The following is a 12015-nucleotide window of genomic DNA, read 5'->3' on the forward strand; positions in this document are numbered from 1 at the left end:
AATCAAACAAACGGCTCAATCCAAAGTGGCCTACTTTTACGCCGCCCTAATGGACCAATTTTGCGCCGCCCTTGACATCACCTCAATAGACATCCCGCACATAGCGTTTCTCACGCTTGAGGCGGTTCACGTATTCCGTTGCCGCCTCAGGCGTCATCGCGCCCTGGGTTTCGATAATCTTATGGAGTGCCGCATCGACATCGCGTGCCATGCGCGTGGCGTCCCCGCAGACATAGAAATGCCCGCCGTTTTCCAACATGCCGTAAAGTGCCTTGCCGTTCTCTTCCATCCGGTTCTGGACATAGATTTTCTCCGCCTGATCGCGGGAAAACGCCAGATCGAGACGGGTGAGCAAGCCAGAGGTGCTCATGTCGGAGATTTCGTCTTCGTAAATGAAATCCGAAGCCCGGTGTTGATCGCCAAAGAACAGCCAGTTCATACCCTTGGCGCCACGGGCCTGACGTTCTTCGAGGAAGGCGCGGAAGGGGGCGATGCCGGTGCCTGGGCCAACCATGATCATCGGCACGCTGTCGTCCTCGGGCACGCGAAAGCTTTTGTTCGGAGACATGAAAATCGGGGTCTCTGTGCCCTCAGATGCGAGATCCGAAAGGAAGGTCGAACAGACCCCGCCATGGGCGCGGTTTTCATACAGCCAACGCACGGCCGCGACCGTGAGATGCACCTCGCCGGGATGGGCCTTGGGACTTGAGGAAATCGAATAGGCGCGGTGTTGCAAGGGCTTGAGCCAGCTCACGAACTCTTCGGGCGCGAGGGTCATTTCCGGAGCAAGATTGATGAGATCAAGCGTGTCACGCCCCCAAAGAAACGCCTCCATCGCCTCTTTGTCGCCATTGGCGATCACATGGCTGAGCTCATCGTGCCCCGCGCGTTTGCCGATCTCATTGATCAGCTCCTTCGAGGGGGTCGCGATCTCGAATTTCTTGGTCAAAAGCACACCCAAAGGCGCGTCATAGCCATCAATCATGTGATCGGCAGAGGCCCCAAGACGTTGCAACAGCGTGTCAACCAACCCCGCGTTGTTCACCGGCATCACCCCAAGCGCATCGCCCGCCTCATAGGTCATGCCACTGTCACCCAGATCAAAGGCAAAATGGCGGATTTCTTTCGCGGATTTAGCGCCCGACAGGAGCCGGTTCTCGATCACCCGCGCGCTGTAGGGGTTTTTGCGGCCCCAACCTGTTTTCTGTGGCACGATGTCTGCGGGGGTCTCCACCGTCTGTGCGGCGCCGCCATCCTTGGGCATCACCTCTCCCAGCCAGAGGCTCGCCGCATCTTCGAAATCCACATCGCAATCCACCCGCGCACCAAGACGTTTCGCGCCCAGTTGCTCAAGCCGCATGTCGATGAGTTTGCCAGCCTGACAGAAGCCATCATAGCTCGTGTCCCCCAGCGCCAGCACACCAAAATTGAGGCTCTCCAGACGTGGGGCCGTGCCGGAAGACAGTGCCTCCCAGAACATATGCGCGTTGTCGGGCATTTCGCCCTCGCCGTAGGTGGAAACCACGATGATCACTGTGTCCATCTGGGACAGGCGGTCCATGTCGATGGCGTCCAGTTCCTCGACGCGTGGCGCGAACCCGCGGGTTTTGGCTAGGGCGGCGGCTTCATTGGCGACTTCTTCGGCATTGCCGGTCTGGGTGCCATAAAGAATGTCGATAGCCTTCTGTGCCACGGGCGCGGCATTGACGGCTAAGGCGGGGCTACCGAAATCACCCAGTGCCTTGCGCGAATGCAGACCGGCCAGAAAGCCGCCGAGCCACGCGCGCTGATCACCGGAGAAAGGGGCGTCTTCGGGAATAAAAGGCAGTTTCATGAGTTACTCCGCGGCGGTACGTGCAAGCACGTCAGGTAGGGATTGTTGGACGAAGAGCGCGTCAAAGCTTGGGATCTCGCCCAGAGCCCTGCGGTTCTTCGCAGATTGATGCAGGATCCACGCATAGGTGCCGGGGCTGTCCATCGACAGGATGTTGCGCATCGACAGCGCGCGTTTGAAATCCGACAGGCGTTTGTTGGCGACCAATGAGGCCAGCTCGTCATCGCTATAGTCGGCAATCGCGGCACGGGCGTGTTTGGCAAGCGCCATCATGAGGGCGAAATCTTCGGTCAGGATCAGATTGCGCTGCGCTTTGGCGAGTGCGAGGGGATCGTTTTTGCCCACACGCTTTTCGGCCTGAACGCGGGCCAGATCCATCACCGTATAGCTGCCCAAGAGGCGGAACATCTCGTCAGTATCGGTTTCGCCATAGGCGGGAGTTGCGCCCTTCAGGACATTGACGCCCTGACGCCAGGCTTTCTTGACCTCCGTGATCTGGTGATTGGACAGCGCTGTTGCCAATTCCTCGACCAAATCCTTGCGGCTTTTCGCGGACTTGATTTCGTCCGCGTCCTGATATTGCAAAAGTGCCTTGGGCATGACCCATGCGAAATCGTCAAGCCGCGCGTCAAATTCGCCCAGCAGCTTTTCAGCGCGCGCCGATTGCGTTGCCTCGACATGCCATTGCAACAGCTGGCGCACGGCTTCGCGGTGAATCTCCGCCTGAGCGGAGCCATCGGCCAAGGTGCCGGAAAACACGGAATCGCGGCTCATCAAAGTCGGCATGCGGTGTTCCGGGTCATATTGATAGGCAAAGCCGCCCGACATCCCGTTGCCAAAACCCGTGGAGAAATCGCCGAGGTTCAGAACCGCGCCATGGGTCATATATTCTGCGCAGAACTCGCCCACGCCTTCGACCACAGCGGTCGCGCCGGAGTTGCGCACGGCAAAGCGGTCGCCCGCCTGACCGTTGATGAAACAGCGGCCACCCGTCGCACCGAAAAGGGCGAAATTGCCGATTAGCACGTTTTCCGTCTCCGAGCCTCCGCCCGGCGAATGCACGATGATCTCACCGCCGCACTGGCCCTTGCCGACCCCGTCATTGCAGGTGCCGACATGTTCCATCACCATACCATCATTGCAGAACGCGCCAAAACTTTGGCCCGCCGAGCCTTGGGTCTGGACGCGCACAGCGCGCATATCGAGGAAACTGCGCCCTCGCTCATCGGTGCGCGCCGCCTTCGGCAGCGGCCCGTCGCCATGGTTCAGCATCCGTTCGATGTCGATGGCAAGCTGGCCACCCACGGATTTGTTGCGATTGTTGAGCGCCTCATTGGGTTTGAGCACGATCTGATCTTCACCGCCTTTGACCAGACGTACCTGCATCTGGTCCAAAAGCAGGTCATCCACCATGTAATCGCGTTCCAGATAGACCGGATTCTCGACCCGGACCTCCGGCACACAGGTCAACATGGCACGCAGGTTCAATTGCCCCACCGACGACGGGTGATCCAACAGGTGCAAAAGATCGGCGCGCCCGCGTGCCTCATCGAGGCTCCTGAAGCCCAAGAGCGCAAGGATTTCGCGCACCTCATGGGCGATGTTTACAAGATACTGCGCCAAAGCGCGGGGATCGCCGTCGAAAACTTCGGGGTTCGTGGTCAGACCTGCGGGACATTTCACGTTACAGTTCTTTGCCATGACGCATTTGAGCATCATCAAAGCGGTGGTGCCGAATTCGAAACTGTCGCCTCCCATGAGCGCAGCTTTGACCACATCCGATCCGGTCTGCATCGCGCCTGAACAGCGCAGCATCACCTTTTGCCGAATGCCATTGGCACAAAGCGCCTGATGCACCTCGGCGATGCCGATCTCGGCGGCGCGCCCGGTGTATTTGAGCGAGGTGACAGAGGCGGCGCCCGTGCCGCCCGTGTTGCCTGCGACGTTGATCACATCGGCCCCTGCCTTGGCGACGCCGACCGCGATGGTGCCGATGCCTTCGGAGGACACGAGTTTCACGATCACGCGCACCCGCGCGGCCTTGGCGTCATGGATGAGCTGCCCCAAATCCTCGATCGAATAGGTGTCGTGATGCGGCGGTGGCGAAATCAGTTCGACCCCCGGCGTGCCGCCACGCGCGGCGGCGATTTCCACGGTGACTTTTGGCGCGGGCAACTGTCCGCCTTCGCCGGGTTTTGCTCCTTGACCGATCTTGATCTCGATCTCTTCGAGGTTTGGATCGGCCAGATAGCCCGCCCAGACGCCAAAGCGGCCTGAGGCGAATTGTTTGATCCGGCTGGCGCGGATGGTGCCATAGCGGCTGATATGTTCGCCACCTTCGCCGGAATTGGACATGCCGCCCGCCATATTGGTGCCATGGGCCACCGCCTCATGCGCAGAGGCAACAAGCGCGCCATGTGACATGGCGCCGGAGGCCAGACGCCCAGTGATCTCGGAGGCGGGTTGCACCTCAGACAGATCCAGCGGCTCCGGTGCCTTGCGGATGCGAGACAGGTAATCAAGCGCCTTGCCCTTACATTCCACATGAAGTTTGCCGGTCTCGACCCAATGCCCGTGTACATCCGCACCAAAGCGTTCGACGAGGCTCTGTGCCAAAGCATCCAGACGGCTGATCTCTTTGGCTTTCGGACCGGTGAGCCGCAGGCCGAATTCGCCCGGTTTGATCTGCCAGACCTCAAGCCCCCGGATCACGAAGTCGTTGTTGCCCGCCCGGTTGAACAGCATCATCTCGCGTTTGATGTCGGCGGCTGAACTCAGATAGGTGATGTCAGCCGGGAAGGCCAAAACATCGCGAAGTGCTGCGGGGCGGCGGGCGCGTTCGTCGGCCATGGTGCGGCTAAAGGCGCGATAACCCGGCGTGATGTCAAAACTGTCGATCTGCTCCTTGGTGAGCTTGTCGAAACTTGTGTGGACATAGCCCGCCTCGTCGATCCCAAAGGCGTCATTCATCTGGCGCAGGGTCAACAACCGCATCGGATCGGTGTCGTCCTTTGTGGGCTCATCATCAGGACGGGAAAAGGCTAGAGGTTCTTCGGTCAGATTGATAAATTCCCGCACAGCCGTGGTGCCATAGGAGTGACCCGCGCCCTCGGAACGTTCCTTGAACAGCCCCAGCATCGGAATGTCATCGAAGGTCTTGATCGTAAGCGCGCGCTCATGCCAATCGGCCACGGATTGCGCCACGGTGTTGAACCGCACGCCGCCGACCGGGGTTTTCATGTTCGGGAAATATTTGCGGAACACCGGATCGTTGGTGTCGAGGAAATTGGGTTCAAAAAATTCCCCGCCCGAATAGCTTTCGACCGTACAAAGCCCGACCTTGCCCATGGTTTTCATGATGGCTTTGGCGGCGGCTTTGTGGAATTTCTTGAAGGCGTCTGTTGCCTGATCGCCATAGACCTCTTCGGCGCGCATCCGTACGCCCAGCGGATAAACCGCCGCCGCGCCAAAACCCAAAGCACAGCAAATATGGTGAGACGACGAAATCTGACCGCTTTCGACCACCAAAGACACCTTGAGCCGCAGCCCCACTTCGATCAGTTTCTGGTTGATCGCAGAGACCGCCATGGTCATCGGCAGGGGGCACAGCGTGCTGGTGATATGGCGGTCGGTGAGGATCGCGATCCCACCCTCATCGCGGGCGAATTTGGCGACCTCTGCGGCAACGGCATCAATCGCTTCGGTCAGCGCGCGTTCATTGGCCACTCCATCGCCGAAGACCGGCGTGTAGAGGATGTTGAACGTGGCCCAGGGCGTGTCCTCCTGCGCTTTGATCTTAAGCATATCCGCCATTTTGAGGATCGGGGAGTTGACCACGATCTGACGCGAGCGCGACTGGCCGAGATAGGGTTTTTCGCCCAAAGCCACACGCAAAGTCATGCCATCCGCTTCACGGATGCTGTCGAGAGGTGGGTTGGTCACCTGTGCGAAGCGCTGGCTGAAATATTTCGCCACCCCGCCTTCGTTGTCAGACAAGGCGTTGATTGCATTGCCATACCCCATGGCCGAAACCTTTTCGACACCACTTTGAAGCATCGGGTCCATGAGAAATTTAAAGCTCTCTTGATTGAGCGTGTAGGCCACATAGCGCGCATGGCGGCACAGATCGCCGTCATAGACTTTGGAGGCGGCTTTCGGATCGCTTTCAGGCTCTGGCAGGTCGTCGATGTTGACCTGCGCTGCCTGCACCAGCGCCTTGTAATCGGCCTGACGCGCCAAAAGCGCCAACGCTTCGTCATTTTCATAAAGCTTCTGGTCAGCGTGGTTGTAATAGATCATTCCGCCCGCCTTGACGCGACCGCGCCGCAGAACGGTGTCCGGCGCAAAGCTGATCTGCCCGGCCTCGGACATCACGGCGAGATAGTCCTCGGTCTCAACGGAGCGCAGCGGGCGCAGGCCAAGCCGGTCAAGACGCGCGCCGATAATCGTGCCATCACCAAAACAAAGCGCAGCGGGTCCGTCGTTTTTCTCCTCATAGAGGGAGAAATATTCGAACATCGCTTTGACGTTATCGGGCATCCGCGCGTCATTTTCCCACGCGGGCGGCATCATCGCCACAACGGCGGTGACCAGATCGAGCCCTTCCTCATAGACGCGCGCGTTCAACGTCTGATCAAGCCGACAACTGTCCGATTGGCCTTTCGGGCGGATGATCGCGGTGTTGCGCGCCAGAGCGACGGCGGCCTCCGACAGGCGGTTCTTCTTGTCGGTGTTCAATTCGCCATTATGCGCCATCAACCGAAACGGTTGCGCCATCGACGGATGCGGGTCGGTGTTGGTCGAGAACCGCGTGTGGAAATACAGCGTGTGGATCTTGTGATCCGGGTCCGAGAGGTCCTCGAAATACGGAATGATTTCCCAGGAATTCAGACGACCTTTGAACACCTGCGTGCGCGCCGACAAAGACAGCGGGTAAAGCCCGTCGAGCAAAGGATCGGTGTAGGCGACCGCTTCGATTGCCAAAAGTGCGCGATGGATGCGCGCATCAAGTGCCGCGCCGCGCAACTCTTTGGGTGCGGTGAAAATCCACTGACGGATCGGCAGTTGATAGGCCACGGCACGCGGCAACAATACATCATTGTTCACCGGCACATCGCGTTCCAGCACGATCTCCATCCCGGTCTCTTTCAGCGCGTTTTCAATCAGTGCGATCGCGCACGGCAGTTGCGAGCCATCTGCGGGCATGAAGAAATTGCCAACGCCGAACGCGCCTTTTTCCAGCTTTTCGCCTGTCAGTTTCTCAAACAGGGACAGAGACAGATCGACCGAAATACCGGCGCCGTCTCCCACACCCTCAGAGGACATGCCGCCACGATGCGGCACGGCGCAAAGCGCCTCATGCCCCATGGTCAGAACCTCATGGGTTTGCGTGCTGTCCTTGCGGGTCAGAAAACCGACGCCGCAATTGCTGTGTTCGAGACTGGGGTCATAAAGACCAAAGGGCGTGCTGGACTGGTGCAATCGGGCAACCTCGCTTGTCGGACACGCGAAAGCGCAGGCAAGAACCCACGCAAAAACGTACCGCGTTAAATTTCAGAGACTCTTGGGGGGATCTGGCATAAGCGAGGAAGATCGCGAGCTGGCCGAAAATCCGTCTACGCAATTCATAGAGAAATTTCAAGATTTTTTAAAATATCGGGCCGCGAGAGAACGGCTAAACGCCCAAATCATCGAGTATTATTCTTAAAAATAACGAAAACTATTCTCTGCAGGCTATAGGAAAATATGGACATTTTTCGACACAGAGACACCTGTCCACCCGTGTGCGGGGAGCGTAGTGATGAGAAAAGTTTGGCAAACCCGAGTGTTGGGTTGCTGATTTACGAGAGGGAAAGTCATCTGCTACGGAATAAGGCAAGTTTTGTGATTACAACAGGTTTGTCCCGTGCTGAAAAACATCCTCTGCCTTTCCTTCGCGGCGTTCTTAACGGCGCTGAGTGGCCTGTACTCCCAAGTGCAAGCCAATACGATGCTCGGGGATATTCCGGCGTGGTTGCAAAAGCATGTCGGCACAGGCGAGGGGCAGATCGCGCCGGTGGTTCTTGAGCGAGCGCGGGCGTTGCACCAACGGAACATGCGCCAAGGCAAGACGCGCAATGCCTGTTATCTGGCGATGGATGCGACCCGGCCCAGCACCGGTTCCGATGGCGCGCCGGGTCGGCGGTTCTATGTCATTTGTGAGGATCGACACTCCTTCCGCGCGGTCTCTTCGGGCTATGGCAACGGGCGCAATCTGCCGCGGGCAGATTTTTCCAACGGGCGGACCTGCGCCCGGCATTTCAGCAATGCCGAGGGCTCGAAACTGACCGCAGGCGGCGCCTATTTGACGGCCGAGACGCGGACGTCCTTCAAAGGGTTTTACACGGAGGCGGGCAAGCGCGTGCCGTTTTATCGCACATTCGTGGTCTTCGAGGGCGAAGGAGACACACGCAACGCGCGGGAGCGCGCGATCGGCGGGCATCAGGCGACCTTTTTGCGCTGGCAGTGCCGGTTTGAACAGGCGGACAGCCCGTATGCGGACAAGGAAGGCTTTGTGCCTTACGGGCAGATGGTAGACTATACCTCTGGGCGTAGTAACGGCTGTACGACATGGTCCGAAGAGGTGTCGCGTGAGATCATATCTTTGGTCGAGGGCAACCCAACCAGTCTCTATATCTACCCCGAAGGCGATGACATCGACCGCGTCGCCCTCGCGGTTGGGCGCGGAGAACCGATCTCACAGGCCGGTCTTTACTGGAATGTGCAATGCCTGTCGGAGATTGGTGTGCCAAAATTTTGGCCGAAACAGACGCTTCAACCGGTGATCAACCAATGGCGGCGGTCCCTGCCGAAACAAACGCCGGGCGTCCTGCCGATCTGTCAATGAACCGGCAATCTGTCGTCCTCAGCGGCCAAAATATGGTCGCGGGAACACCCTTTTCTTTGTCGGTCTTTCCGGAGGACGATATTTGCCCTAAAATATTCGTAGGCATGGGGGCACAGAAGTGCTCCGTCAGAAAACCCACCCAACAGAGACACACGGTGTAACCAGCAGAGGGCAGAAGCGTGGGCTTTCTTCATTCGATGATCTGCGAGACGGACGGCATTCAGGCCATCGCGCCGGTGCAATGGCGGTCTTTCGATGACATGTGCGCGGTCTATTGGCACGCCCGCGCCACCAAAGGTGCGGGCGGCTATTACATCTCTCCCGATCCGCGCATCATGTTGTTTTTCGATGATATTTCTGGGCGAGCACGCATGGCCGAAGATGCAGAGGCGGTCACAACTGCAGGTCGACCGATGTTGCAGGCGCTCTATGTCCCGCCGGGTCGGCCTATGTGGACGCGGTTCTCCGACAATCATAAGTTTTCTCATCTTGATTTGCATTTCAATCGTCGCTGGCTACAGGGAAAGCTCGCGCCAGTGCTTGGAGAAGCGGCGGCAAATGCCGCGATTCTGCGGCCAGTGGAGCGACAAGATGTGGCCCCCTTAATTGTGATCGGCCACACTTTGGCGCGCGAATTGGCGACGCCCAGCCGTCATCCGCTGTTTGCCGAAAGTCTTGCCATGAGTTTGATCAGCGGCTTGTTGGATCTGTCGGAAGAGGCGGATCTGATCGAACTGGCCTCGGGTGGGCTGACGCCGATGCAGATGCGGCGTTTGCGCGCGATGGTGGCGGAAAGCGGCGGCGCGCGGCTGAGTACTGGGGTGCTGGCCGAGGCCGTGGGGTTGTCTGAAAGCTGGTTTACGCAGGCCTTCAAAAAGACGACCGGAAAAACACCTCTGCAATGGCAGCAGGAGCAAAGGATTGCCTTGGTCAAAGAGCTGTTGCTGCGTGGTGATCTGAGCATCGCCTCGGTCGCGGATCGGTTCGGCTTTGCCGATCAGGCGCATCTCACGCGGGTGTTTCGGCAATATGAGGGCACGACGCCGGCCGCATGGCGGCGCGAACAAAGGCTGAGTTTATAAAAAGGCCCCTCCAATGGAGAGGCCTTTCGCCTGATAATGTCTCGGTCAAACCCGGTTGTTACCAGCTTTTGCGCAGGGTCAGGCTGATGTCACGGCCGGGGTTGTAGTAATTCGCCGTGCCTGTGCCGACGACGTGCTGCTCATCGAACAGGTTGCTGACATGCAGCTCCACGTCGGTGTTGTCGGCAATCTCATAGGCAAAAGAGGCGTCAAACAACGTGGCGGCATCGCTTTCGGCGGAGTTGGCCGCATTGAAATAATAAGACCCGACATAACGCGCACCGAGGCCAAAGGTCATATCTCCACGCGCGCCATCCCCCGGAACCGTATAGCTGCCCCAGATCGAGGCGATATGGTTGGGCGTCGAGGCGAATTCATTGCCGATAATCGTGTCGTTATCGTCTTCAACGACTTTGGATTTGAGATAGGAATAAGAGGCGATCAGGCTCAACTGTTCGCTCAGCTCGGCCTTGGCTTCAAGGTCAAGCCCCCGGACACGGCTCTCCCCGATGGTTTGACGTTCAATCGAGCCATCACCTTGCACCACGGCGATGGTGACGTTTTCGCGGGTCAGATCATAGACCGAGGCGGAGAATAGCGCATTCATACCAACAGGCGCATATTTCACGCCGATCTCATATTGTTCGCCCCGCTCCGGTTCAACGCCGATGGTCGGAGGGGCAACCGATTGCACATAGCTCGCATAGGTCGAGATTTCATCCGTGACCTTATAGGTCAACGCGCCACGATAGGTCGTCTCGGAAAAACTATTGCTCTCGTCCACAGGCACGCCCCAACTCGTGCCGCTTTCCGACAGGTCGAGCCAGTCATGGCGCAGGCCGAAGGTGGTGATGATCCGATCATTGAACGACAGGTTCTGGGTCAGGAAGAGCGATTTGGTCGTATAGTCACTGTCCATATCGCTGTAGACATAGGGATCGCTCGGCGCGCCGCTATAGACCGGGTCGTCGATGTCGATGCTGGCGGCGTCGCCGTAGATGCCCCAGGATGTCGTCGAGGCATTGCGATATTCCACGCCTGCGACCGTGCTGCTGTCAATCGTATCGAATTGCGTCTCATATTTCAGGATCACATTGCCGATCAATTCCTCTGCGGTTTGATCCGTGCCGAAATAATCGCGCTCGACGTCGGTGCCGGTCCGGCTATCAGAGTCCGTAAGATAGATATATCCGAAATCATCGCTCAGGTCGCTGTAGCGCAGATTGGCGTTGAGGCTCAGGCCGCCGCCGAAATCATGGGTCAGGAGGCCGGTGATCGAGGTCCGTTCCACATCATGATAATTGAAATCCGGTTCGCCGAAGAAATCGCTGCGATCATAATCTTGATCGAGGGGATAGCCGCCGCTGTTGGGCGTACCCTCGCGTTTCAGATAATCCACGATCAGGCTCAATTCCGTGTAATCCGTAGGTTGCCAACTCAGCCCCCCCATCAGGAAGGTCTCGTCATCCTGCGAATGATCATAGTCGAGCGCGCTGTCCTTGACCTTGCCGGTAAAGCGATAGGCCAGAGTACCTTCAGCGTTCAGGACATCGCCGGCATCGACACCGATCTCTTTGTGATCATTGCTGCCATATGTGAGATAGCTCTCGGCGAATGTGTCAAATGTCGGCTGTTTCGAGACGAAGTTCACCGAACCGCCCGGATCGGCGGTGCCAAAGAGCGTCGAGTTCGACCCGCGCAGCATCGACACGTTCATAGGCATAGGGTTCCTCGCGCACACCGCGCATGGAGCCAAGCGTCATGCCGTCGCGATAGGTCGTGGCGTCGAAGCCGCGGATCTGGAAATAGTCGTTGCGATCGTCCGAGCCGTAGTAATCCGTCAGGATGCCGGGCGTGTATTGAAGCACCTCTTCGGTGGTCGCGACCCGGCGTTGCTGCATCTCCTGTGCGGTTACAACGGAGATCGAAGCGGGCGTGTCGAGGATGCTCGTCGCGACCTTGCCGCCGACGGAAATTTCCTGCGCCACCACGGAATTCGCGTCGTCATCAATGTCGGCGGTGCTGTCGACAATAATCGGGGCGAGGCGGTAGATTTCGCCGCTCCCATCACTTTCGTCTTGCGCGTATGCGCTCAGTGGCAGGGTGGCAAGTGCGGTGCAACACATCAACAGGTGTCGGATCGTCGGCAGGGGGGCGATGCGTCGGGCGCGGGTGTGAGCAGTCATGAAACTGTCCTTGTAAAAATCTCTTGA

General features: G+C 58.3%; 6 protein-coding genes. 2 read left to right on the forward strand and 4 right to left on the reverse strand.

Annotated elements, in window-relative coordinates:
- Nucleotides 1-82 precede the first annotated feature (82 nt).
- Both ACN0X0_RS20050 and ACN0X0_RS20055 read right to left on the reverse strand, forming a co-directional pair.
- Nucleotides 83-1834 carry a sulfite reductase subunit alpha gene (locus ACN0X0_RS20050; protein WP_417280643.1) on the reverse strand — a complete coding sequence of 584 codons (1752 nt, stop codon included), beginning with the start codon at nt 1832-1834 and terminating at the stop codon, nt 83-85.
- Between the two features lie 3 nt (nt 1835-1837).
- Nucleotides 1838-7315: a glutamate synthase-related protein gene (locus ACN0X0_RS20055; RefSeq protein ID WP_417280644.1), complete on the reverse strand. Its 5478-nt coding sequence runs from the start codon at nt 7313-7315 to the stop codon at nt 1838-1840.
- A 424-nt stretch (nt 7316-7739) separates the two neighbouring features.
- On the opposite strand from ACN0X0_RS20055, the gene ACN0X0_RS20060 reads away from it, so the two are divergent.
- Both ACN0X0_RS20060 and ACN0X0_RS20065 read left to right on the forward strand, forming a co-directional pair.
- Entirely contained in the window at nt 7740-8720 is a 981-nt protein-coding gene (locus ACN0X0_RS20060) for a hypothetical protein (protein WP_417280645.1), read from the forward strand.
- A 179-nt stretch (nt 8721-8899) separates the two neighbouring features.
- Entirely contained in the window at nt 8900-9802 is a 903-nt protein-coding gene (locus tag ACN0X0_RS20065; protein ID WP_417280646.1) for a helix-turn-helix domain-containing protein, read from the forward strand.
- Nucleotides 9803-9860: 58 nt separating this feature from the next.
- Here ACN0X0_RS20065 and ACN0X0_RS20070 read toward each other — a convergent pair whose 3' ends face one another.
- Together ACN0X0_RS20070 and ACN0X0_RS20075 are read right to left on the reverse strand one after the other, a co-directional pair.
- On the reverse strand, nt 9861-11525 hold the full coding sequence (locus tag ACN0X0_RS20070; protein WP_417280647.1) for a TonB-dependent siderophore receptor: 1665 nt from the start codon (nt 11523-11525) through the stop codon (nt 9861-9863).
- Nucleotides 11422-11988: a TonB-dependent receptor plug domain-containing protein gene (locus ACN0X0_RS20075; protein WP_417280648.1), complete on the reverse strand. Its 567-nt coding sequence runs from the start codon at nt 11986-11988 to the stop codon at nt 11422-11424. Before ACN0X0_RS20075 ends, ACN0X0_RS20070 begins: the two co-directional genes overlap by 104 nt.
- Nucleotides 11989-12015 lie beyond the last annotated feature (27 nt).

The sequence above is a fragment of the Celeribacter sp. genome, assembly GCF_048270365.1.
Lineage (GTDB): Bacteria > Pseudomonadota > Alphaproteobacteria > Rhodobacterales > Rhodobacteraceae > Celeribacter.

Excerpts from the sequence above, each read along its gene's own strand:
- ACN0X0_RS20070 (WP_417280647.1), bottom strand. The coding sequence starts at position 11,525 with ATGCCTATGAACGTGTCGATGCTGCGCGGGTCGAACTCGACGCTCTTT.
- ACN0X0_RS20075 (WP_417280648.1), bottom strand. The coding sequence starts at position 11,988 with ATGACTGCTCACACCCGCGCCCGACGCATCGCCCCCCTGCCGACGATC.
- ACN0X0_RS20050 (WP_417280643.1), bottom strand. The coding sequence starts at position 1,834 with ATGAAACTGCCTTTTATTCCCGAAGACGCCCCTTTCTCCGGTGATCAG.